This is a genomic window from Rufibacter sp. XAAS-G3-1 (genome assembly GCF_013623775.1).
Classification (GTDB): Bacteria; Bacteroidota; Bacteroidia; order Cytophagales; family Hymenobacteraceae; genus Nibribacter.
Genome location: NZ_JABFAM010000003.1, coordinates 72,076 through 93,635 on the forward strand (window position 1 = coordinate 72,076; position 21,560 = coordinate 93,635).

The 21,560-nt window shown below is 51.1% G+C and carries 21 protein-coding genes; 10 read left to right on the forward strand and 11 right to left on the reverse strand.

What is annotated here, in order from left to right; all coding sequences use genetic code 11:
• Nucleotides 1-14: 14 nt before the first annotated feature.
• Nucleotides 15-614 carry a histidine phosphatase family protein gene (locus HHO50_RS01145; protein WP_181304170.1) on the reverse strand — a complete coding sequence of 200 codons (600 nt, stop codon included), beginning with the start codon at nucleotides 612-614 and terminating at the stop codon, nucleotides 15-17.
• A 332-nt stretch (nucleotides 615-946) separates the two neighbouring features.
• On the opposite strand from HHO50_RS01145, the gene HHO50_RS01150 reads away from it, so the two are divergent.
• The 5 genes from HHO50_RS01150 (at nucleotide 947) to dnaK (ending at nucleotide 8,309) form a co-directional block, all read left to right on the forward strand.
• Nucleotides 947-1,678 carry a tetratricopeptide repeat protein gene (locus tag HHO50_RS01150; RefSeq protein ID WP_181304171.1) on the forward strand — a complete coding sequence of 244 codons (732 nt, stop codon included), beginning with the start codon at nucleotides 947-949 and terminating at the stop codon, nucleotides 1,676-1,678.
• A 333-nt stretch (nucleotides 1,679-2,011) separates the two neighbouring features.
• Entirely contained in the window at nucleotides 2,012-2,758 is a 747-nt protein-coding gene (gene fabG / locus HHO50_RS01155; protein ID WP_181304172.1) for a 3-oxoacyl-[acyl-carrier-protein] reductase, read from the forward strand.
• A gap of 398 nt (nucleotides 2,759-3,156) precedes the next feature.
• Entirely contained in the window at nucleotides 3,157-5,244 is a 2,088-nt protein-coding gene (locus tag HHO50_RS01160) for a VWA domain-containing protein (RefSeq protein WP_181304173.1), read from the forward strand.
• 96 nt (nucleotides 5,245-5,340) lie between these two features.
• Complete coding sequence (locus tag HHO50_RS01165) at nucleotides 5,341-5,946, forward strand: pseudouridine synthase (protein ID WP_181304174.1); 606 nt, start codon at nucleotides 5,341-5,343, stop codon at nucleotides 5,944-5,946.
• A gap of 419 nt (nucleotides 5,947-6,365) precedes the next feature.
• The gene (dnaK, locus tag HHO50_RS01170) at nucleotides 6,366-8,309 is read left to right on the forward strand and encodes a molecular chaperone DnaK (protein WP_181304175.1); all 1,944 of its coding nucleotides are present in this window, start codon (nucleotides 6,366-6,368) and stop codon (nucleotides 8,307-8,309) included.
• 143 nt (nucleotides 8,310-8,452) lie between these two features.
• On the opposite strand, the gene HHO50_RS01175 is transcribed toward dnaK, so the two are convergent.
• From HHO50_RS01175 to HHO50_RS01185, 3 genes are all read right to left on the reverse strand, one after another.
• Nucleotides 8,453-8,947, reverse strand: coding sequence for a hypothetical protein (locus HHO50_RS01175; RefSeq protein ID WP_181304176.1), 495 nt, complete (start codon nucleotides 8,945-8,947; stop codon nucleotides 8,453-8,455).
• A 318-nt stretch (nucleotides 8,948-9,265) separates the two neighbouring features.
• A complete protein-coding gene (locus HHO50_RS01180) occupies nucleotides 9,266-9,769 on the reverse strand; it encodes a hypothetical protein (RefSeq protein WP_181304177.1) in 504 nt (167 codons plus the stop codon).
• Between the two features lie 13 nt (nucleotides 9,770-9,782).
• The gene (locus tag HHO50_RS01185; RefSeq protein ID WP_181304178.1) at nucleotides 9,783-11,024 is read right to left on the reverse strand and encodes a hypothetical protein; all 1,242 of its coding nucleotides are present in this window, start codon (nucleotides 11,022-11,024) and stop codon (nucleotides 9,783-9,785) included.
• 561 nt (nucleotides 11,025-11,585) lie between these two features.
• Between HHO50_RS01185 and HHO50_RS01190 the strand changes: the two genes are divergently transcribed.
• Together HHO50_RS01190 and HHO50_RS01195 are read left to right on the forward strand one after the other, a co-directional pair.
• The gene (locus HHO50_RS01190; protein WP_181304179.1) at nucleotides 11,586-11,828 is read left to right on the forward strand and encodes a hypothetical protein; all 243 of its coding nucleotides are present in this window, start codon (nucleotides 11,586-11,588) and stop codon (nucleotides 11,826-11,828) included.
• Between the two features lie 244 nt (nucleotides 11,829-12,072).
• Nucleotides 12,073-12,693, forward strand: coding sequence for a 3'-5' exonuclease (locus tag HHO50_RS01195; protein ID WP_181304180.1), 621 nt, complete (start codon nucleotides 12,073-12,075; stop codon nucleotides 12,691-12,693).
• A gap of 51 nt (nucleotides 12,694-12,744) precedes the next feature.
• Here HHO50_RS01195 and HHO50_RS01200 read toward each other — a convergent pair whose 3' ends face one another.
• Nucleotides 12,745-13,320: a histidine phosphatase family protein gene (locus tag HHO50_RS01200; protein ID WP_181304181.1), complete on the reverse strand. Its 576-nt coding sequence runs from the start codon at nucleotides 13,318-13,320 to the stop codon at nucleotides 12,745-12,747.
• A gap of 115 nt (nucleotides 13,321-13,435) precedes the next feature.
• Entirely contained in the window at nucleotides 13,436-13,624 is a 189-nt protein-coding gene (locus HHO50_RS01205) for a hypothetical protein (protein ID WP_181304182.1), read from the reverse strand.
• A 284-nt stretch (nucleotides 13,625-13,908) separates the two neighbouring features.
• On the opposite strand from HHO50_RS01205, the gene HHO50_RS01210 reads away from it, so the two are divergent.
• On the forward strand, nucleotides 13,909-14,256 hold the full coding sequence (locus HHO50_RS01210) for a transmembrane 220 family protein (protein WP_181304183.1): 348 nt from the start codon (nucleotides 13,909-13,911) through the stop codon (nucleotides 14,254-14,256).
• Between the two features lie 65 nt (nucleotides 14,257-14,321).
• Here the strand turns inward: HHO50_RS01210 and HHO50_RS01215 are convergent, their stop codons facing one another.
• From HHO50_RS01215 to HHO50_RS01225, 3 genes are read right to left on the reverse strand one after another with little or no spacing between them, the layout of a single operon-like run.
• On the reverse strand, nucleotides 14,322-14,855 hold the full coding sequence (locus HHO50_RS01215; protein WP_181304184.1) for a GNAT family N-acetyltransferase: 534 nt from the start codon (nucleotides 14,853-14,855) through the stop codon (nucleotides 14,322-14,324).
• A 3-nt stretch (nucleotides 14,856-14,858) separates the two neighbouring features.
• Nucleotides 14,859-15,386 carry a 5-(carboxyamino)imidazole ribonucleotide mutase gene (purE, locus tag HHO50_RS01220; protein WP_181304185.1) on the reverse strand — a complete coding sequence of 176 codons (528 nt, stop codon included), beginning with the start codon at nucleotides 15,384-15,386 and terminating at the stop codon, nucleotides 14,859-14,861.
• Nucleotides 15,383-16,510 (reverse strand): 5-(carboxyamino)imidazole ribonucleotide synthase, encoded by a 1,128-nt coding sequence (locus tag HHO50_RS01225; protein WP_181304186.1) that lies wholly within the window; start codon nucleotides 16,508-16,510, stop codon nucleotides 15,383-15,385. Before HHO50_RS01225 ends, purE begins: the two co-directional genes overlap by 4 nt.
• 297 nt (nucleotides 16,511-16,807) lie before the next feature.
• On the opposite strand from HHO50_RS01225, the gene HHO50_RS01230 reads away from it, so the two are divergent.
• Together HHO50_RS01230 and hemE are read left to right on the forward strand one after the other, a co-directional pair.
• Nucleotides 16,808-17,425, forward strand: coding sequence for a MarC family protein (locus HHO50_RS01230; RefSeq protein WP_181304187.1), 618 nt, complete (start codon nucleotides 16,808-16,810; stop codon nucleotides 17,423-17,425).
• A gap of 150 nt (nucleotides 17,426-17,575) precedes the next feature.
• A complete protein-coding gene (hemE, locus tag HHO50_RS01235) occupies nucleotides 17,576-18,607 on the forward strand; it encodes a uroporphyrinogen decarboxylase (protein ID WP_181304188.1) in 1,032 nt (343 codons plus the stop codon).
• A gap of 579 nt (nucleotides 18,608-19,186) precedes the next feature.
• Here the strand turns inward: hemE and HHO50_RS01240 are convergent.
• Both HHO50_RS01240 and HHO50_RS01245 read right to left on the reverse strand, forming a co-directional pair.
• The gene (locus HHO50_RS01240; protein WP_181304189.1) at nucleotides 19,187-20,218 is read right to left on the reverse strand and encodes a bifunctional heptose 7-phosphate kinase/heptose 1-phosphate adenyltransferase; all 1,032 of its coding nucleotides are present in this window, start codon (nucleotides 20,216-20,218) and stop codon (nucleotides 19,187-19,189) included.
• A gap of 106 nt (nucleotides 20,219-20,324) precedes the next feature.
• The gene (locus HHO50_RS01245) at nucleotides 20,325-21,548 is read right to left on the reverse strand and encodes a pyridoxal phosphate-dependent aminotransferase (protein ID WP_255478547.1); all 1,224 of its coding nucleotides are present in this window, start codon (nucleotides 21,546-21,548) and stop codon (nucleotides 20,325-20,327) included.
• Between the last annotated feature and the right edge of the window lie 12 nt (nucleotides 21,549-21,560).

Consider the following 21,560-nt stretch of genomic DNA (forward strand, 5'->3'; position numbering starts at 1 on the left):
ACGCTAGCGGGTAATTAGTTGGCCGGAGCCACGGATGGTGCGCCGTACTGCTGTACCTCTACCAGCGTTTCTTTTCCGTTGCGGAGGGTTACTTTGAACAGGTAATCATATTGGTGGTCAGCCACCTGGGCGAAAGGCTTCTTGCCGCCCAAGGCTTCTATCACATAAAGTACCGTGTTGGAATGACCGGCTACCACCACCGTCTTTCCAGCGTAGTTTTCTTTGATGTTCTGGGCCAGGCCCAGGTAATCTGAGGGATTGTAGGTCTGTACGGCAAGTCCCTTTGCCTGGGCCAGAGGCTGTAACGACTGCTGCGTACGCTGGTAGTGGGTGGCCAGAAGTCCGGTGATGGGTTCGTTTGCCAACCTCTCCCGCAGGGCCACGGCCCGTTTCTGACCAGCTTCAGACAAGGCGGGGTCATCGGTCATGGCACCGCTGGAGGCCGCTTTTTCGGCGTGCCGAACCACGTACACCACCGTTTCAGCGGCAGCGGCTTTGGCAGAAGTTCCAGGGGCTTTCTTTCTGGCCGAAGCGTTCTGGGCCGAGCAACTGAACAAGCCCCCCAAACACAGCAAACAAGAGAACAGCAGACAATATCTTAACGTCGTTTTCATAGAAAAGCAGGTTTAGAGCAGGTTTAAACTTCTCTTTCGTGCTACAAACGGCCCTGGAGGAAACCTATCCGCAGAACCTCACTTTAGTAATCTTCGCTTACGAAGCCAAAGTGTAAACCTGCTCTTAAAACCGAAGGTAGCTTTTTCTTTCTAATTTTCGCTACACCTTAAAATTCAGCCGTTCGCAGCCGTTAGCTCCGCTGTTTTTAGGCATTTATATGATTTTAAGGCCTAAAACGTTCTTCTATTTGACGGCTTTCAGCGAATGCCTGCAATATGTGTGTATAACTATATTCACTGAAAAGAGTATGTAGCAGAATTAAATATTCTTTATGCCCGTGCTTCTTACCACCCACTCCCTACCCCGTATCTACCTCTTTGCCCTGCTGCTCCTGTTGGCGGCGGGCGGCTGCAAAACCGCCAAAACCCATTACCGCGAGGGCTTGGAGCGGGCCAGCAAAGACGATTACATTGGGGCCGTACGGGAATATGATGCCGCTATCGCCAAAAAGCCCAATGACGGCAGTTTGTACCGCCTGCGGGGCGTAGCCAAGTACGAGATGGATGACTTTGACGGCGCCTACGCCGATTTCTCCCAAGCCATTATTCTGCTGCCCACAGATGCCGAGTCCTACAAATTCAGGGGCGACATCAAGCAGAACCGGGGCCAGTACAAACAAGCCATTGAGGATTATAACTACGCCATTACGTACCAGCCCAACTACGCCAAAGCCTATAACAACCGGGCCCTCAACCGAGCCCGCCTGAAAGACACAAAAGGCGCCGTCCAGGATTTCACGCAGGCCATCACGCTACAGGAAGATTACGCGGTGGCTTACCTTAACCGCGCCAACTTACGCATGCGCCAAAAGCAATACCCCCCCGCCATGGAAGACTACGACAAAGCCATCCAACTAGACCCCGCCATGGTGCAGGCCTACTATAACCGCGGCGTGCTGAAACACACCCTCAGAAACCGAAAAAGTGCCTGCCAAGATTGGCAAAGGGCCTTTGAACTGGGGTCTGCCGAGGCCAATAACCTGCTAAGCCGCTTCTGTAAGTAAGTTATTTTTTCCATGTTCAAGATCCGTTCCCCTTTGAAGGGGTAGGGGATGATTCTCGGGAACACCTAAATCAGCACGAGTCATCATCCCCCTATCCCCTTCAAAGGGGGACGGACTTTTTCCACGGTTCAGAGATCCTAACTTCTGCGCCATAGTGAATCACGTACCAGGCCGATGATCCGTTTATGAGCCGTTTTCCAGAAACAAGGCAGAAACGGCAGCTCTAAGGGAAAACTACGGGTTGGTTCTTTGGCTCCCGCGGGCAATTAGTATATTTGGCGTTGAGAAACGGGGAGCGTCTCCAAACCGGTGGCGGCCCTTTAAAGAAGCACTATGAAATTATTGGAAGGAAAAACTGCCTTAGTTACCGGCGCCTCCAAAGGCATTGGCCGGGCCATCGCGAAGAAATATGCCGCAATGGGCGCCAACGTGGCCTTCACCTATCTCTCCAGCGTGGAGAAAGGCCAGGCCCTGGAGCAGGAATTAGCCGAGTACGGCATCCAAGCCAAAGGCTACCGTTCAGATGCGGCTGACTTCACCCAAGCCGAGCAACTGGTGGAAGCCGTGGTAAAAGACTTCGGCAAGCTGGATGTACTGGTGAACAACGCCGGTATCACCAAAGATGGTCTGCTGATGCGCATGAGCGAAGAACAGTGGGATGCCGTGATCAACACCAACCTGAAATCGGTCTTCAACCTGACCAAGGCGGCCACCAAGCACATGATGCGCGCCAAGAACGGTTCCATCATCAACATGACCAGTGTGGTGGGCATCAAAGGCAACGCCGGACAGGCCAACTACGCGGCTTCTAAAGCGGGCATCATCGGGTTCACCAAGTCGGTGGCCCTGGAGTTGGGTTCCCGGAACATCCGCAGCAACGCCATCGCGCCAGGCTTCATTGAGACCGACATGACCGACGAGTTGGATGCCGCGGTAGTAGCCGAGTGGCGCAAAGCTATCCCGCTGAAACGCGGAGGTTCCCCGGAGGACGTGGCCAACGCCGCCGTATTCCTGGCCTCAGACTTGTCTGCCTACGTAACCGGACAAACGTTGCAAGTAGACGGCGGTATGCTCACCTAATTAATTAGGAATTAAGAATTAGGAATATTTCCTAAAGAAAGCCGGTGTTGGTACAGACTGACACTGGCTTTCTCTTTTCTGTAGGGGTACTCCCTTGTGGTTGCCCTTTCTTGTGATTGCCCATTTTCCATGCTATTTTCCAGAGGATGCACGGACAAGGTCGCGACCTGTCCCACGATGCCAGCTAACGTTACCGAGCAAACCGTGAAGGGCAACCACAAGGGAGTACCCCTACCCTTTTAGCCTACTTTCCAGAAAACAGCCCTAAACCAGAGAAAGGCAATAACGAGCCTTGGCGGTCAGTTAAGAAATAAAGTAGTTAACCAGAGCAGATTCAACTCAAATTTGGCGTACTTCTTTTATCTTGCTACTTGATCCTGTGACTTAACCCGCCGTTTGTGCCATCACTCCAAATCTACACTGCTTATTCTCCCTGGTATGCATTGCTTTGCCTGGCGGCAGGAATCGGTGTTGCCTGGTTCATGTACCGCCGGGGTGGCCCCTGGCCTACGGGGCTGCGCTGGTTTTTAGCTTCTTTGCGGGCCCTTCTGGTGACGTTGGTGTGTTTCCTGTTGCTGGAACCTTACACGCGCCGCATTAGGCAGGAGGAGGTAAAACCCAAAGTAGTGCTGGCGCTGGACAACTCCCAATCGGTGGGGCTGTTTACCCAAAAAGAAGATCTAACCCGCACCCTGCAAAGAGTAGATGCGCTGGCCGAACGGCTCCGGGAAAAAGGGCTGGAAGTGGTGAATCAAACCTTTCAGGCGGGAGACACCGCCGTTACCTCATTGGCGCAGACGCCGCTCAACGCCCCGGTCACCAACCTGCATGCCTTACTGGAAAAAGGAAACCAGACCTATCACAACCAGAACCTGGCCGCCACCGTCCTCATCTCAGACGGCATCCATAACCAGGGCCCCACGCCCACGTTCCAGATGTATGATGCCCCCATTTACCCATTGGCGCTAGGCGATACCGTGGCCCAGCGTGATGTGGTACTGGAAGAAGTGCAGTACAACAAAATCAACTACACAGGCACCTCCTTCCCAGTGGTGGCGCGGGTACGGCACAACGGCTTCACGGGCACAAATGCCACTATCCTGCTGCAGGAAAACGGCAAAACGGTACAGCGCAAAACCGTGGCCTTGCCGCGCAGCGGAACGGTTCAAACCTCGTTTCAGGTAACCTCGGGGCAAACAGGCAAGAAACACTACCAGGTGGTGGTGCAACCCCTCACCGCAGAATTCACCACGTTGAACAACCGCAGGCACGCGTACCTGGAGGTAATCAAAGGGAAACTGAAGATTTTGGTGGCTGCCGCCGCTCCGCACCCAGACATCAAAGCCCTCCGCAGCGCGCTGCTCACTAATCAGCTTCTGGAAGTAGAGGTAGTGCTGGGGCCTTTCCAAAACCCATCGTTCAAAACACCGTATGACGCCGCTATCCTCCACCAGATTCCCCACACCAGCGGGATGGGCACAGAATGGCTTCGCCGGTTAAGGGCTGCCAACGTGCCCTCGCTCTACATTCTGGGCCCTCAAACCGATTTCAATGCCTTTAACGCGCTACAGGCCGGCGTACAACTGAGCCGACCTTCGCCGCAGTTTGACGAGGTGCAGCCTATTTTGAACAACACCTTCCGCCGTTTCTCTACCGAGCCCATCGCCCAGGCCCGGATCAGAAGCTGGCCCCCCGCGGCGGTAACCTACGGAGACTGGCAGATTGCCCCGGCGGCCGAGGTCATTCTGCAACAGCAGGTGGGCACGGTCAGAACCACCAAACCGCTTCTGGTCTACAAGCCAGCGGCCCCCACCCCTGCCGCCGTGCTCCTCACCGACGGTAGCTGGCAGTGGCGCCTCACCGAGGCCGTTGACCACGGCTCGTCGCAAATCTATGACGAGCTGATGACCCACCTGGTACAGCTGCTGGCCAACCGCCGGAACCAGAAGCGCCTGCACGTGTACCCGGTAAAAGATGAGTTTGAAACCTCAGAAGGGGTGGCCTTGCAAGCCGATGTCTTCAATGCCGTACAGGAGGAAATCTTCGGGCAGACGGTTTCGCTCACCCTCACCCACGGAGGCGGAAAACAGACCCGCCATACATTTAGGCACGAGCAAGGCGGCGAAGGGCTGCGGCTGGGCAACTTACCCGTGGGCGTGTACCGCTACACCGCATCTACCCGCGTAGAAAACCAACCTTATACAGACACCGGTGAGTTTATAGTGCAGGAACAGAACCTGGAATCGCTCCTGGCCGTGGCCGATCATCGTTTATTAAGCCAGATTGCAGAGCGGTCAGAGACACGGTTGTATTACCCGGCCCAACTGGCCCAACTGGAACAAGATCTTTTGAAGGCCAACTTTAAAACCGTTCTGCGCAGCCACCAGGAAGAAAAAGATTTGCTGGAGCAGCCGTGGTTCTATTTCCTGCTGCTGGGTTTGGCCTGTACAGAGTGGGCCTTGCGGCGCTTCTATGGGAGTTTGTAGTGCTCCTGGCTTTCTGCCGTTTCTACCCCACTTTCCTAAAAGTTAGCCCAAAACAGGCCAAAGGCGTACCTTTGGTTTCTACCTAAACTTGACGCTTTGCAGTATTTCCTTCTCAACAAGCCTTTTGAAGTCCTCACCCAGTTCACAGATGAAACCGGCCGCAGCACGTTGAAAGACTTTGTGCCCATTCCCAACGTGTATCCTGTGGGCCGGTTAGATTATGACAGCGAAGGTTTGGTGCTGCTCACCGATGACAAACAATTGCAGCATCGGCTCTCTGCCCCAAAGTTCAAGGTGGAGAAAACGTACTGGGTGCAGGTGGAAGGCACGCCCACCCATGAGGCACTGAACCAGCTGGAAAGAGGTGTGCTGATCCAAGGCAAAAAGACCACCCCGGCCAAAGCCAGGCTGTTAGAGGAAGTGAACCTGGGAGAACGTTCTAAGCCCATCCGGTTCCGGGCGAACATTCCAACTACGTGGGTGGAAATCAAAATAAGCCAGGGCATGAACCGGCAGGTGCGTAAGATGACGGCGGCGGTGGGCTACCCTACCCTCCGGCTGGTGCGCGTGGCCATCGGAACTCTGAAATTGGACTCGCTACCGCCCGGTGAATTTAGAGCGTTGACACCCGAAGAAGTAAAACAGCTGAAAGGACTGGCCAAACCGATAAATACCTTCCAACGCCCTTATAAAAAACGGTAAGTTCTTTTTCGGCCCGTTTTCCGGAAAACAGCTTAGAAACGGAACCGTAGCATTGTGGCACCTACACGACGTGTCTCCATGAAACGACAACTGTCTCTTCTTTAAAATACTCTCTCCCAAGGCAAGAACTAGCGCTCATTTGCATAGGACGGCAATCAAGTACTTGACCCTGTGACGCTGCGTAGAACCACGGCGTTACAGGGTAACGCCACTACGTTTCTGACCTGTTTCCCTAAAAACAAGCCAAAAACGCATTCTTACCTGACACCCTCCGCCAATTGTTCGTATATAGAAACTTTGGGCTTTTGCCAGAAATGACATTGTGTCACAAATGGCATGAATTTAGGCCTTGGCACATGTCTTGTTACTAAGAAGCAAAACAAGTTAAATCAGGAACTACTTAAAATAAAACTATAGCAATGGGAAAAATCATAGGCATTGACTTAGGAACTACCAACTCTTGCGTGGCCGTAATGGAGGGGAACGAACCGGTGGTGATTCCGAACAGCGAGGGCCGTCGGACTACTCCGTCCATCGTGGCTTTCCTGGACAACGGGAACGGTGAGCGTAAAGTAGGAGATCCTGCCAAGCGTCAAGCTATCACCAACCCACAAAATACCATCGCGTCCATCAAGCGTTTCATGGGCCGCGGCTACTCTGAAGTAAAAGACGAAACCCAGCATGTGTCTTATAACGTGCAGTCTGGCAGCAACAACACCGTGCGCGTGAAAATTGGCGACCGCGAATACACGCCGCAGGAGCTTTCTGCCATGGTGTTGCAGAAAATGAAGCAGACCGCGGAAGATTACCTGGGCACTTCCGTGACCGAGGCGGTAATCACCGTGCCGGCCTACTTCAACGACGCGCAACGTCAGGCCACCAAAGAAGCCGGGCAGATTGCCGGTTTGGAAGTGAAACGGATCATCAACGAGCCTACCGCCGCGGCCTTGGCGTACGGCTTGGATAAAAAACACGCTGACCAGAAAATAGCGGTATACGACTTAGGTGGTGGTACTTTCGATATCTCGGTGCTGGAATTAGGCGACGGTGTGTTTGAAGTATTGTCTACCAACGGTGACACGCACTTAGGTGGTGATGACTTTGACCAAGTAATCATTGCCTGGTTAGCCGATGAGTTCAAAGCGGAAGAAAGCATGGACTTGCGCACTGACCCAATGGCGTTGCAGCGTTTGAAAGAAGCGGCTGAGAAAGCGAAAATCGAGCTCTCGTCTTCTTCTGAGACCGAAATCAACCTGCCGTACATCACGGCTACCCAGACAGGCCCTAAGCACTTGGTGCGTAAATTAACGCGGGCCAAATTTGAGCAATTGGCAGATTCTTTGATCCGTCGTTCCATGGAGCCGGTTCGCAAGGCCTTGCAAGACGCTGGTTTGCAGCCAAGTGACATTGACGAGGTGATCTTGGTGGGTGGTTCTACCCGTATCCCAAGAATCCAGGAGGAAGTAGAGAAGTTCTTCGGCAAGAAACCATCTAAGGGGGTGAACCCAGATGAGGTGGTGGCCATTGGCGCCGCGATCCAGGGTGGTGTCTTGACCGGCGAGGTGAAAGACGTTCTGTTATTAGACGTAACTCCGCTTTCCTTGGGCATTGAGACCATGGGCGGCGTGATGACCAAACTGATTGAGTCCAACACCACTATCCCGACCAAGAAGTCTGAGACCTTCTCCACCGCTTCTGACAACCAGCCAAGCGTGGAGATCCACGTGTTGCAGGGTGAGCGCCCTATGGCCCGCGACAACCGCACCATCGGAAGGTTCCACTTGTCAGATATTCCACCGGCACCGCGTGGGGTTCCGCAGATAGAGGTAACGTTTGACATTGACGCCAACGGTATCCTGCACGTGTCTGCCAAAGACAAAGGAACCAACAAGGAGCAGAAAATCCGTATTGAAGCTTCTTCCGGTTTGTCTGAGCAGGAGATTGAGCGCATGCGCAAAGAGGCGGAGGCGAACGCCGAGGCGGATCGCATTGCGAAAGAGCAGGTAGAGAAAGTGAACCAGGCGGACTCTATGATCTTCCAGACCGAGAAGCAGCTGAAAGAGTACGGCGAGAAACTTTCTGCCGGAAACAAAACTGCCATTGAAGCAGCTCTGGCTGACCTGAAAAAAGCGCATGAGTCCAAAGACCTGGGCGCGATTGACAGCGCCATGGAAAGCATCAACAACGCGTGGCAGGCGGCCTCTCAGGAGATGTACGCGGCCACCGGCGGAGCTGGACAACCAGGCCCTGACGCCGGATTCGGTGGCGGACAGCCAGGCGGCGGAAGCGCGGACGGAACCCAGCAGCAATCCAGCGGCGGTGCTGACAACGTGACGGACGTAGATTACGAAGAAGTAAAATAATTAATATAGGTTTAGTTGAGGAAAGCCTCACCGCGTTGCGGTGAGGCTTTTTTGTTGAATGATAAGCATCTATAAATGCCAGATAATCTTCTTCCTTTAGGCATTCCAGAGAGCCTTATAATTCTGGATCTCTGGAATGATATTTAGCTCTTTCCTGCCAATGCTCTGTTTCCGACTATCCTGTCTAAGGCTATGTTGCATAGAGGACAGAGCGTGATGGTTAATAAAAAATATAGAATCCATACCCTTGGATAAGGAGTTGAACCTAAAAAATCAATTACAGAACCCTCTGGAACAACAATTCCCATTAGATTGAGTAACATAAGGAAAGTGAAGAGTAACATAAGGAAAGTGAAGAGCTTAAAAAATACATTTAATTTATTTAGAGATGTATAGATATAGACTAGGAGATAAGGCAACATAACAAATAGCAGAAAAGACCATGTACCATAAAAGAAAGTCATTCCCCACAAATAAAAGCCATGGCTAAAATTATTACTGTATTGATCGCTTGCATCAAATATTTCTAAAGATATCACTACAAATACCCCTGTGCAAACAGGGAAAACCAATATTAATATTGCGATAAATCTACTTAGCAAGTAAGGCCACATGCTTTTTCTTTTAGTTACAGTCATTCGATAAGGTACTTAAAGGTTTCTTGCCATCTACTACGTCCTTGACTTTGGCCCAATCTGGACGATAAACCTGAGGATCGTTTTTGCTTGCAGTGCCTTGGTGACTGTTTACATAATTTTGTATCCCATTTTGAAAAGACTTCCAAAGATTATCCGCACCAATAAATACCAGACCTTCGGAACCTAAAATTGAGGTTACTGTAATATTCCAGTTCGAATGCTAATTTTATTACAATAGTAGACCTGCATTAAGAATAGGTATAACAAATAGGCCAAATATTACCCAAATCAACACAAATTTGGTTTTGCTACTGACAGTCATTTGATAAGGTGCTTAATGTTGTTTTCAATTAGAATCCATTTTATTCTTTCATTGTGCTTATAGGCGCTATACGGCTTTTCACTTTTCCAGCTTTTAACCTTTCTTCCGTGTCTGGTCTTCCATTCGTAAGTCTTTATTTGGTATTCTCCCATTGATGTTTGTTTAAAAGAGTCTGGCTCTGGAAAAGCTAAAATCCTAACTATCAAGAACAAGATAGGTATCAGTGCCAAGCAAATTATTAATTTCCTTTTCATAGAAGTCTTTATGAAAACAACTACCAAAGGCAAAATTGTCCCAAGAATAACCAAAATAGTAGATACGATATTGATAGAGACTAATATACTGTAATTAAGATGTGAGAATTCAGGTCGGTCCGTAAGAACACTAAAGTATATTCCCCTTGTTATTCCTCCATATGGAAGAGTAAGCACAAGGGTTAGTATGTTTACTATTACTATTACTATCAAACTTGCATCAAAAAACCTTTTTATAACCTTCATATGTTATAAGCTTTTACTTGCAATCAGTTGAAAGAGTGCTTAATGGTTTTTTGCCGTCAACTACGTCTTTAAGAGCTGACCAATCCGGCCGATACGTTTCAGTAATGCTGTTTGATGCATTGCCACTATGATTGTTTACATACAATTTTATTCTATTTTGGAAAGATGTCCACAGTTCATCAGCTTGATTAAAAGGGATTCCACCGACTATCTGTGAGCCAGTGATGATAGCATCAGAAAGCCTGTCTACTCCTCTAGTATAAAAGGTATAGCTGCCGTCTGTATTAGTTGTGAATCCGAACTCTCTATTGCCGCTAACAGGATGAACACCATTAAACGGGTCTTTTAGAGTGGAGAACGTCCAACTGTTGGAGTTGTAATTCGATACGATAACTGAGCCGTTCCTAGGACCCCAGATGTCTATACTTACAATAGCACCCAAAGGGTTGTTGGAAGACCAGAGAGCCCTGTCATCCACGTTGTAGTGGTTATAAGGTGTAAACTCAGAGTTTTCAGTATCCACAAAGTTATTGATGTTTATTCTAATTAGGTTAAGAAACTGCTCTGCCGTAGCCCGCTGCCCATTGATCATGGGGAGTGTGTTCACCCTCACCCCGAAATAGTCCATGTTCACCACCGAGCTATAGGCGTTGTCAATGTCTAAGACTTTGGATAAATAAGCTGTGCTAGCAGGTATATCAATACTAAATGATGGATACGAATTTTGAGTAACAATACCCCCCACCTTCTGCTGCTGGGCAAGGCCAACTGTGAACTTGGCCAGAGCCACCCACTGCTGGACAATGGCACAGGGCACGTCCGGAAGCAGCGCAAATGGTTTTTCGTAAATTGCGTTCTCCAGCTCATCATTGCTTGGTGGCTCTGAATCCCCGTCCCCTCCGCCGCCATCAGTGGTCTCGCCGCCGTAGCCGCCGCCATCATCAGTGTCCGGTTCCGTCTCCTCTGTATAATCGCAGAGATTTACATAGGTGGTATTGGTGTATTTATAGGAGCAGTTGTCCCCCACGCACACCCAACCACTATGTTGCTCCAGTGGCACAGAAAAGCAGCTAGACCGGGCTTGGCTCGGAGATACACTTCCGGCACTTCCCTTCCTGGCCATCTTGCTAATCTTTCCCCGCACGTAGTAGTAGTAGTAGTAGCCGTTAACGAACTCCCCGCCCAAGTTGGTGTAGAAGACCAAACCGGTGAAGTCCTGGGGCACGTCCCGGTAGCCGAAGTCCCGTTGGACCATGAAGAAGGAAACTTTGGCTTAATCGGTAACATGAAATAATTAGCGGCAGAGAAGCTCTAGAGTGTTACCTGAAGCTTTAAAAGGCACAAGCAAGATATTGATACTCGCAAAAAAGCCATTTTGTAACGAAGTTAACACTCTACTAATCTGTTTATATATTTAACCCATTTAGGGTTTTCCGTGGATCGGCTTTTAAAGCCATTCTCTTGGTGCAAGTGTCTGCTGGGGTCAGCGTTTACAGGCTACTTCTTTAAAAACAACCCAAAACAGGGAGTTTATTGGCACACTGCCGCAAGCCTTGGTTGGTAAGTTGTTTTGAGGCTACTTTTATGAAAACAAGCAAAAAACACTAAACAGCCTCATTGTAAGAATAAAAGGAAGGCCAGTAAAGATACTCCTCAACTTCATCACCCTGGATTTTGAGACGGCCACCCCAGAGCGGGACAGCCCGTGTGAGATTGGCGTGGCGTTTGTGCAAGAAGGAAAGATCGGGTAAACCAAAGTGTTGCGGGCCAAACCAACCATTTGCAACTCCCGTAAAAGAAGCTTACGGCAAATTTTATGCATTACGCGATCTATTCCCGAAACGGTACCCCCGCCTTTTTAGAAGAGGAAACATTGGTACTAGCAAAAGACACCCTGAAGGTGCTACCTGAGGTTAGCCCCGTAGCGTTATTGGACGAGGAAGGGTGTTTATACCCCATCAAACAAGAAGGGCATAAACCGCTAGAAGAGGCCTTGCTTGCTGCGGATTATCTGGATCTGGATTTCAAGAAGGTTTCCAATCCAATTGGACTTAAATAGCTGTCCAACACCAGCACCCTAAGGCCACTCTACAAAGAGTGGCTTTTTTATTTCTCTCTCAAAAGCCTACTTACGTTCTCCTGCCCTCTCTTCCATCTTAATCCAGCTTCCTTTCCACTTCCTGCACCTGATACTTGCTTACACCGCAAGTATCCTCAATTCTAAGGAGTTTCCTGGCCAAATGTAAACGTCCTCGGCTAAAACGGTTGTACCTTGCAGCTGCAACGCAAAGAAGGACGAGCGCATGGATTTTATTACCCTGGATTTTGAGACGGCCACCCCAGAGCGGGACAGCCCCTGTGAGATTGGCTTGACGTTTGTGCAGAAGGGACAGATTGTGGGAACGGAAGCATGGCTGATCAAGCCGAAATCTTACCCCTACTTCAACGGCATGAACATCAGCATCCACGGCATTAAGCCGCAGGATGTCAAGAACAGCCCGGCGTTTGACCAGGTGTGGCAAGAGTTAAGGCCCATGCTACAGAACCAACTAGTGATTGCCCATAACGCCAGCTTTGACATGAGCGTGCTTCGGGCTACCCTGAACACCTACCGGCTACCTTTCCCAGAATTGCAGTACGCGTGTAGTGTGCAGTTCTCCAAGCAGGTGTGGCAAGGGCTACCGCAGTATGACTTGAAGTCGCTCTGTAACCGCCACGGCATCCAGTTCAAACACCACCGCGCCGCCGCTGATTCCTATGCCTGCGCAGAATTAACGCTCAGGGCCCTGGAACACACCAACTGCCGCCAAGTAGAAGATTTCCCTGAGAAGCTGAAAATCAATTTCGGTAAGCTGTACGAGGGAGGCTATTCTGCTTCTTCGGTGAAAAAAGAGCCTAAAAAGAAGAAGCCATTCCCGTATTAGAAAACATGCGTTTTGGGCCTACTTTCTGAAAAAGGGGCTTAAAACGCATGTTTAGCTTTTCTCCAGTTGAGTCACACCAACGTACCCCCGGCCTCCGTCTAACACTACTTTCCAGCCTTTCTTTTTGAGGGCTCGTTTGATGAATTCATTCAGGAAACCGTGCGCCACCAGTACGGCAATTCCGGTTTCCTCGGCTTCTTTGATCAGGTGCTGGGCGGCTTGGGAAGCGCGGGCTTTGGCTTGTTTGAAACTCTCAATGTCTTTCTGGTTTAAGCCCAGCAGCCACAAAACCCGGGAGGTTACCTGCCACCATTTAAGCGGAAACTTGCCCACCGGCAATCCCCAGATGCGGTTCTCAAATTCTTTAAAGGTGGCATCTTCTATCAGCTCTACGTCTGGCCCAAACAACAGCAAGGCCGTAGCCTTCGCGCGGGGCAAGGTACTGCAAAACACTCTTTTGATTTGATCCGTGGGCAGATGCTCACTCCGCTCAATAACCTGTTCCACCTCGGCCACATTGTACTCCTGCAGATAGTGCTGGGCCTGCGCCTTCGTAAAAAAGCCCTTTTGGTTGATGATAGGCCGGGCGTGCCGGATGAGGTAAATGTGGGGAGTATCTGGTTTCATTTCTTCTGTATAGCGAAAAGCAAGAGAAAGCGGTTACTCCCGTTTTCTCTTGCTTTTCGCTATACAGGCTTAATAGTGTGGGAGGAAGCCACGCTTGGCCGTGGGCGAAACCAGACTAGGTCATGTTGACAGTACCCTGCTCGTCAAGCGTGATGCCGGTGGGGCACGGCACGTCATTGGCCCCTAACGCCCGGGGCTGCGGCTCAAAACTTTGGGGGCCTCCGTAGCTGCCCTTTATTTTGTAACACCCAGAAAGCAAGAGAACCAGTGCAGCAAATACATACAGGCGGAAAAGTATCTTCATAGAGATTGATTTGGAAAGCCTTCTTTGAAGATACTTTTAGAAAGAAAAAGAGTTGCCTTTGTACCTTCTCAGGAAGAGAATACGTTAGTGAAGATTTTCAGAACCCTGTTCCCAGAGCATGTTTAAACGTTATCCTTTGCGCTGCAAACGCCCTGGACAAGAACCTCCGGACGCCTTTTTCTCTCCTGTGGCATTGTCACGCGGTTCAAAAAACGCTTCCGGGAAACCTTATTCTGCCTATTTTTACTTACAAAAGCAAACCCTAGTCAACCTCTTAGAACCTTATGAGACTCCGTCGTGTACTTCTGCTCGTGTTTATGCTGATGTTCGTTTTGTTTGCCGTAGTGCAATTGAACGACCCTGACCAAGCCATTTGGGTAGTGGTTTATCTGGCGGCGGCGGTGCTTTGCTTTCTGGCGTACCAGCGGAAATTGTATAGATGGGTCTACGCGCTGGCTTTTCTGGGGTACGCCGTCGGGGCCTTTTTGCTCTGGCCGCCGGTGTACCACGGCGTTATTCAAGGCATGGAACACTCGCCCGCCATTGAGGAAGCCCGTGAGTCATTGGGCCTCAGCATTTGCGCCCTGGTCATGGTCTACTGTTTTATCCTTGAATGGCGCTACAGAGCGTAGACGTTTTAGGGCTTTCAGGAAAGTTTGGGGCAGACGCTTTTCCTTTCTTTTCAGAAAAACAGCCTTTAAACGGCCTGTTGGTAGACCTGCCGGTACAATTGCGTTTTGATTTCTTCCAGACCAGGCATGCCCAGCACATGGGGGTATGACAGGAGCAGCAACTTCACCCAAGGCTTTTCTGCGCCATACGGTGGTTGCCGGTACTCAAAATCATTTACCCAGAACCCAGCCCGCTCATAAAAGCTGATCCGGCGTTTGGCCACCTCCGTTAAGGGCGGTTCCGCTTCCAAAATGAACGGCAACGGGGTTGCTTTTACAACTGCTTCAAGGGCTTTCCTGCCTATGCCTTCTCCCCTGACGGCAGGCGCAACGGCGAAATGCTCCAGAAAGGTAAACCCAGTTAAGTGCCAAATCCCGAAAAAGCCCCGGAAAACCCCTTCGCTGGAGATAAATAAAAACTGGTAAGCGGGGTTCTCCAGTAGCTTCTGCTGCTGCGCCAAACTTCGCCGCTCTTCCTCTGGAAACGCTTCTTCATACAAAGCCCACGCCTGAGAGAACTCGGGCGTGGCAGTACTGGCTATAGGCTGAAAGGAAAGCAACGGCTAGTCCATTTCAATGTCGCCGCGGCGGAGTTGCTCTACCGAGCGCATCACTTTGTCGCGTTGGGTGGTGCGGTGTTTCTCCAGGGCATCGGCTACTACGGCGTTGGTGGTTCCCAAAATCTGGGCGGCGAGCAAACCGGCGTTGGTGGCTCCGTTCAACGCTACCGTGGCCACGGGCACCCCCGAAGGCATTTGCAGGATAGACAGAACAGAGTCCCAGCCGTCAATGGAGTTGCTGGATTTTACGGGCACCCCAATCACAGGCAGTGTGGTGAGGGCGGCCACCATGCCGGGCAAATGAGCGGCTCCACCGGCTCCGGCAATGATTACTTTCAAGCCTTTCTTACGGGCACCTTCGGCGTACTCCAGCATGCGGTGCGGCGTGCGGTGCGCCGAGACAATGGTGACTTCAAAGGGAATGTTCAGTTGTTCCAGAATATCGGCGGCGCCCGACATTACTTTCAGGTCTGACTGGCTGCCCATGATAATGCCTACTAAGGCCGTGTTTTGCTCAGGAGATGGACTCATGCAATGATTTTTAAGCGGTTCTTGATGATATCTGCTTTCTGTTTTACTTCTTCAATGGTGGGGGCCAGCACCGTTAAATGGCCCATTTTCCGGAAAGGACGGGTAAACTTTTTCCCGTATAGATGGATGTGCACGCCGGGTTCCTGCAATACGGCTTCCAGCCCTTGGTACACGGCTTCACCGGAATACCCCGCTTCGCCTAAGAGGTTTACCAAAATGGCCGGACAATGCGGCTCGGTATCGCCCAAAGGCAACCCTAAAATAGCCCGCAGATGCTGCTCAAACTGTGAGGTGGCGTTGGCTTTCATGGTGTGGTGGCCGCTGTTGTGCGGACGCGGGGCTACCTCGTTCACCAGAATCTGCCCGTCACGGGTCACAAACATTTCTACGGCCAAAAGGCCCACAATGTCCAGCCCGGTAGTGACGTGCGTGGCAATCTCAATGGCCATGCGTTGCAACTTGTAGGCAATCTGGGCCGGGGCCAGCAGGTAATCTACCAGGTTGTGCTCAAGGTGCATCACTTGCTCTACTACCGGAAAAGCCTTTACCTCCCCCCGCACGTTTCGGGCGCAGATGACGGAGATTTCTGTTTCAAACTCCACCAGCTTTTCCAGCACGGTGGGTGCCTGGAAGGCTTTCTGGAAATCATCGGCTGATGAAAGTCTGGTGACGCCGTTGCCGTCATATCCGCCGCGGCGGAGTTTCTGGAAAGCAGGCAGGAAATCTTGGTTGGCCTCTAATTCAGCGGAATCTTGCAACAGCCTGAAAGCTGAGGTGGGAATGCTGTTTTTCCGGAAGAACTCTTTCTGCAAACCTTTGTCTTGAATAGTCTGCAGCGAAGCGGGTTTCGGATACACCTGAATGCCCTCCTTCTCCAAAGCAAACAGCGCATCTACGTTCACATGCTCAATCTCAATGGTTACGTGCGTGCAGCGTTTCCCGAAGGCGTACACCGTGTCATAGTCTTTGAAATCACCGTGTACAAACTCTTCGCAGAGATGCCGACAAGGCGCATGTTCATCGGGATCCAGCACCAGGGTATAGAGGTTGAAATCCAGGCCCGCCTGCAACAACATACGGCCTAGTTGTCCGCCGCCCAATATGCCTAATTTGATAGTATTCATCTTAAAACCGGAAAATCAGGGTAAAAGGTAACTGCTTTTCCAACGGGAATTTCTGGTTCCGTTGAAACGCCAAATCTCACCCTTATGCGGGTAAGCTACAAATTTTGGAGCCGCAAGAAGGTCATTTTCTTTCAAAAACACGCGGCCCGCAAAAACCGGACGCACAAACTCGCACGCTGGTGGCAAGGGAAGAGGGGCGTTTGCAGCGTCTGCGGCAGAGCAGGAAACAGACAATCTGGTTTCCTGCTGCTTGGCTTATGGCTGGTAATTTCCTGAATTTCCGTATTATTGGCGGCAATGGAAATTCTACTCGCCACTTTCTCTGCTTTGTTCTCGGTGGTAAACCCGTTTGGGGCCATGCCGGTGTTTCTCACGCTCACGCATGACGACTCCCCAGCCCGCCGGAACCAGCAGGCATTACGCGCCTGTATTTACATGATCCTGATTTTGACCGTGTTCTTTCTGGCCGGTCAGGCGGTATTAGACTTTTTCGGACTCAGAATCCATGATTTACGTATTGCCGGGGGCATCATGATCATGCGGGCGGGCTTAGATCTCCTCAATCCTAAAGCCGAAGATGGCAAGAAAATCTCCAAAGACGTAGTGGCCGAAGGGGTGGAGAAACAAGACATCTCCTTCACTCCGCTGGCCATGCCTCTGCTCTCTGGCCCGGGATCTATTGCGGTAGTCATCAGTCTTTTCACCAAATCCCTCACCTACCTTGACATGGGCCTGATGGTACTGGCGATCATCTTGTTAGGTCTGGTGAGTTACATCATCCTGCTTTTTTCGCCCCGGCTGATGATCTTCATGGGGAAAGCTGGCCTGGCGGCACTTTCCAAAATCATGGGCTTCATTGTGTTATCATTAGGCGTCAGCTTTATTGTCACGGCCCTGCTGGCTCTGTTCAAATAACCAGTCACCTCCCAAAAAAGCCGCTTTTAAGCTGATTTTACAAAACCAGCCTAAAAACAGGAATCATCTTTAACCGCTCCTTACACGTATTCTGACTCAGAACTACAGACTCAGAACTCAGGACTCATTATTATGCTTTATCTTTGCGCTATGCAATTAAAGAACGACTTGCTCCTACGGGCCGCCATGGGGCAGCCTACTGAACGAACTCCTGTGTGGCTCATGCGCCAGGCAGGCCGCATTTTACCGGAATACCGCGCCGTGCGGGAACGTCTCTCCGGCTTCAAGGAACTGGTGGAAACCCCTGAACTGGCCGCCGAGGTCACCATTCAGCCGGTGGATTTGCTGGACGTAGATGCCGCCATTATTTTCTCCGATATTCTGGTGGTGCCCGAAGCCATGGGCTGCACCTATGAAATGATAGAAAAACGCGGGCCCTTGTTCCCCAACACCATCAAAACCGCTGCCGATGTTGAAAACATACGCGTGGCTGATCCTTACGAGCACCTGAACTACGTGTTGGAGGCCATCAAAGTCACCAAGCGTGAACTGAACGGCCGCGTGCCCTTGATTGGGTTTGCGGGGGCACCGTGGACGATCTTCGCCTACATGGTGGAAGGCAGCGGCTCCAAGACGTTCTCCAAAGCCCGTAAAATGCTGTACGAAGCCCCTGAGTTGTCGCACCAGTTGCTCCGCAAAATCACCGATACCACCATTGCTTACTTAAAAGCGCAGGTAGAAGCGGGTGCAAACCTCATCCAGATCTTTGATTCCTGGGCGGGTATTTTGCCCCCGGCGCATTACAAGGAATTCTCTTATCGCTACATAGCAGAGATTTGCCAGGCCATTCGAGGGGTTCCGGTCACGGTTTTCGCCAAAGGTGCTTTCTTCTCCCTCTCAGATTTTGCCCAACTAGACTGCCAGGTAATTGGCTTGGACTGGAACATGGACGTGAAAGACGCCCGCGCCGCCGTTGGCCCCCACAAAACCCTGCAAGGCAACTTAGACCCCTGCGCGCTTTACAACGATTTTGCCGGCGTAAAACGCGAAACCATCAAGATGCTGGAAGCCTTCGGGCCAAACCGGCACATTGCTAACCTAGGCCACGGCGTGTACCCAGACACAGACCCGGAGAAAGTGAAATGCTTTATCCAGACAGTGAAAGAGTATAGCCACCGGTAAGCGTTTCAAGCCTCTTTTTGGAAAACCGACGTAAAAACGGCCTCTTGTAGTAAGTCACAGGAGGCCGTTTTTATATCGGGAAAAAGGAATCTAAGCTAAGCAGGAACTCCCCCCTTTGAAGCTAATATTGTAGGGAAAAAGGAAGTCCTTTCCTTGGCTTGTCCCCTGACAAGCCAAAGTATATCAATTGCAGACTTGGACACTTTTCTTCCGTCCTGTCGGGGCACAGACCGGGAAGAGAAAATGAGTGACTATTTAGTTTATGAAAATCCCGGAAAATCTAACCGCTCTTCCGGAGTTCCACTCCGGAAGCAACCTGCCGGGGAGTTCCACTCCCCTTTTTTTGCCCGCGGCTCCCGGCGGAGTGGAACTCCGCAGCAGACAGGTTCGGGAGTAGAACTCCCAAACAGCAAGGTTACATAAGTAGATTCACGTATTCCAAAGCCATCGGCACAGACATTCGCAGGTCTGAAAGACACTACGAGGTCTTTTGAGCGGGCGGCATTACGGAGTTGACACGGGTATGAAATGCTTTCTGAGCTCTTTTCCTCAAAACAGCCCTAAAACGCTCCTCGCCAATTAAGCTTTCACCTCAAAAGAAGCCAGTTCGTTCTGCAGCACTTTGGACTGAACGGCCTCCTGTTTCAGTTGTTCCTTGTCAATGGGCACCACGCCTACGTGTTCACAGACCAATCCTCCGCCCAGGTTTGCTAATTCTGCCAAGGCTGGAAGCGGCAAACCGGCGGCCAGACTCAGGGCGGCAATGCTGACCACGGTGTCTCCGGCCCCGGAAACGTCTGAGATGGTACGGATGTAGGCGTCCAGGTAGGTTCTGGTTTGATCAGTTGCCTGGCAGAAGACGCCGCGTTCAGAGAGGGTGACCAGTACGTTCTCCAGTTCCATGGTTTCCTGCAATTGGTTCACGGCCGCTTCAAAGGCGTTCAGATTAGCATCGGCGAAGTCTACTTTCAGCCCTTCTTTGAGTTCTTTGAGGTTGGGTTTGAAGAGCGTGCTACCCTTGTAAGACAGGAAATTCTTCTTCTTGGGGTCGATGACCGTGGGAATACCGGCTGCTTTGGACAAGGTTAGCAGTTCGGCAATCACTTGGGTACTTAAAACGCCTTTGTCGTAATCCTCAAAGATCACCACGTGGGCAGTCTGCAAAAGTACCTTGAAGCGTTGCACCAATGCTTCGCGCTCGCTTACGGAGAGGTCGGTTTCTACTTCGGAATCTATCCGGAGCAACTGTTGGCCGCCGGAGATGATGCGCTGTTTGACAGTGGTGGGCCGCTCAGCACTTAGCACAATGCCTTCGGCCGTCTGGCCTTGTTCCTGCAATAACTGGAGCAGGGCTTTTCCGTCTGGGTCATCGCCTACTACGGAGCAAAGCAGCGGGGTGGCCCCCAGGCTTTGCACGTTCAGGGCCACGTTGGCGGCTCCGCCCAGGCGCTGCTCTATCTTGAGGCGGTTCACGATGGGAACCGGGGCCTCGGGCGACAGCCGGGTTGATTTTCCCCATAGATAGGCGTCAATCATGACATCGCCCACCACCAACACCCGCAGTTGGCTGAAACGCTGAAACAGGGCAGAAATCGTGTGCTGAAGGGACATTCAGGAGAAGGTATAGGTTGAAAACAAAACATTGGATAAAGCACCGGTTTTAAGGGTACTTTATCCAATGTGAGGCAAAAGTAGCAAGAAATCTTGAAACCCGTTTTTAGCTTAGTTTTGCCAAACTAGCCTTAATACGCTCCAAGGCTTCTATCAATTTAGCGTCTGAGGCGGCAAAAGAGAACCGGATACACTCTGGTGCCCCGAAGGCTCCGCCTTCTACCAACGACACGTGGGCATCATTGAGCAGGTACATGGCCAGGTCGTTCGCGTTTTCTATTTTAAGGTCGCCGGCAGATTTCCCGAAGAAAGCGCTCACGTCTGGGAAGATATAGAAAGCTCCCTGCGGCACATACGTCTTGATACCCGGAATGTCGTTCATCAAGCCCAACACCAGGTCACGGCGGCGCAGGTAAGACGCACTCATTTCCTCAGCAGAGGCTCTGCCGCCTTCCAGCGCGGCTTGCGCGGCTTTCTGGGCAATGGAGCAGGTACCGCTGGTAATCTGGCTCTGCATTTTATCGCAGGCATCGGCAATGTTTTTATGGGCGGCAATGTAGCCCACGCGCCAGCCGGTCATGGCGTAGCCTTTGGAGAAGCCGTTCACGGTCACAACGCGGTCTTTGATGGACTCAAAGCGGGCCAGGCTGTAATGCTCGCCGGTGAAGTTGATGTACTCGTAGATTTCGTCGGCGATGACGTGGATTTGGGGGTGTTTTTCCAGAATGGCGGCAAAAGCAGCCAGCTCGTCTTTGGTGAACACAGAACCCGTTGGGTTGCAGGGCGAAGAATACATCACCAGTTTGGTGTTGGGCGTAATGGCCTCCTCCAGTTGCTGGGCCGTGATTTTGAAATCATTCTCCAAAGAGCCGCGCACCGGCACCGGAATCCCCTCGGCCAGTTTCACTACTTCTTCATAGCTCACCCAGTACGGAGAGATAATAATCACCTCGTCGCCGGGGTTTACCAGACACATGACCGCGTTGGCGATGGACTGTTTGGCGCCCGTAGACACCACAATGTTTTCTGGGCCGTACTCCAGGCCGTTGTCGCGGCGCAGCTTTTCCACAATGGCTTTGCGCAGTTCAGGATAGCCCGCTACCGGCGTATAGAAGGTGTAGCCATCATCAATGGCTTTTTTGGCGGCGTCTTTGATGTACTGCGGGGTCTGGAAATCGGGTTCCCCGAAGCTTAAATTAATCACATCTACTCCTTTGGCGGCCAGTTCACGGGCTTTTTTAGCCATGGCAATGGTCTGGGACTCAGAAAGGGAGGTAATGCGGTCTGACAATACGGTTTGTTCGGAAGTCATCATCTCTTGGGAAGACATATATAGTATGAG

Excerpts from the sequence above, each read along its gene's own strand:
- HHO50_RS01150 (WP_181304171.1), top strand. The coding sequence starts at position 947 with ATGCCCGTGCTTCTTACCACCCACTCCCTACCCCGTATCTACCTCTTT.
- HHO50_RS01185 (WP_181304178.1), bottom strand. The coding sequence starts at position 11,024 with ATGGTCCAACGGGACTTCGGCTACCGGGACGTGCCCCAGGACTTCACC.
- HHO50_RS01240 (WP_181304189.1), bottom strand. The coding sequence starts at position 20,218 with ATGTCCCTTCAGCACACGATTTCTGCCCTGTTTCAGCGTTTCAGCCAA.
- fabG (WP_181304172.1), top strand. The coding sequence starts at position 2,012 with ATGAAATTATTGGAAGGAAAAACTGCCTTAGTTACCGGCGCCTCCAAA.
- HHO50_RS01230 (WP_181304187.1), top strand. The coding sequence starts at position 16,808 with ATGGAAATTCTACTCGCCACTTTCTCTGCTTTGTTCTCGGTGGTAAAC.
- hemE (WP_181304188.1), top strand. The coding sequence starts at position 17,576 with ATGCAATTAAAGAACGACTTGCTCCTACGGGCCGCCATGGGGCAGCCT.
- HHO50_RS01195 (WP_181304180.1), top strand. The coding sequence starts at position 12,073 with ATGGATTTTATTACCCTGGATTTTGAGACGGCCACCCCAGAGCGGGAC.
- HHO50_RS01175 (WP_181304176.1), bottom strand. The coding sequence starts at position 8,947 with ATGACTGTAACTAAAAGAAAAAGCATGTGGCCTTACTTGCTAAGTAGA.
- HHO50_RS01245 (WP_255478547.1), bottom strand. The coding sequence starts at position 21,548 with ATGTCTTCCCAAGAGATGATGACTTCCGAACAAACCGTATTGTCAGAC.
- HHO50_RS01200 (WP_181304181.1), bottom strand. The coding sequence starts at position 13,320 with ATGAAACCAGATACTCCCCACATTTACCTCATCCGGCACGCCCGGCCT.
- purE (WP_181304185.1), bottom strand. The coding sequence starts at position 15,386 with ATGAGTCCATCTCCTGAGCAAAACACGGCCTTAGTAGGCATTATCATG.
- HHO50_RS01225 (WP_181304186.1), bottom strand. The coding sequence starts at position 16,510 with ATGAATACTATCAAATTAGGCATATTGGGCGGCGGACAACTAGGCCGT.
- HHO50_RS01205 (WP_181304182.1), bottom strand. The coding sequence starts at position 13,624 with ATGAAGATACTTTTCCGCCTGTATGTATTTGCTGCACTGGTTCTCTTG.
- HHO50_RS01180 (WP_181304177.1), bottom strand. The coding sequence starts at position 9,769 with ATGAAGGTTATAAAAAGGTTTTTTGATGCAAGTTTGATAGTAATAGTA.
- HHO50_RS01190 (WP_181304179.1), top strand. The coding sequence starts at position 11,586 with ATGCATTACGCGATCTATTCCCGAAACGGTACCCCCGCCTTTTTAGAA.
- dnaK (WP_181304175.1), top strand. The coding sequence starts at position 6,366 with ATGGGAAAAATCATAGGCATTGACTTAGGAACTACCAACTCTTGCGTG.
- HHO50_RS01145 (WP_181304170.1), bottom strand. The coding sequence starts at position 614 with ATGAAAACGACGTTAAGATATTGTCTGCTGTTCTCTTGTTTGCTGTGT.
- HHO50_RS01210 (WP_181304183.1), top strand. The coding sequence starts at position 13,909 with ATGAGACTCCGTCGTGTACTTCTGCTCGTGTTTATGCTGATGTTCGTT.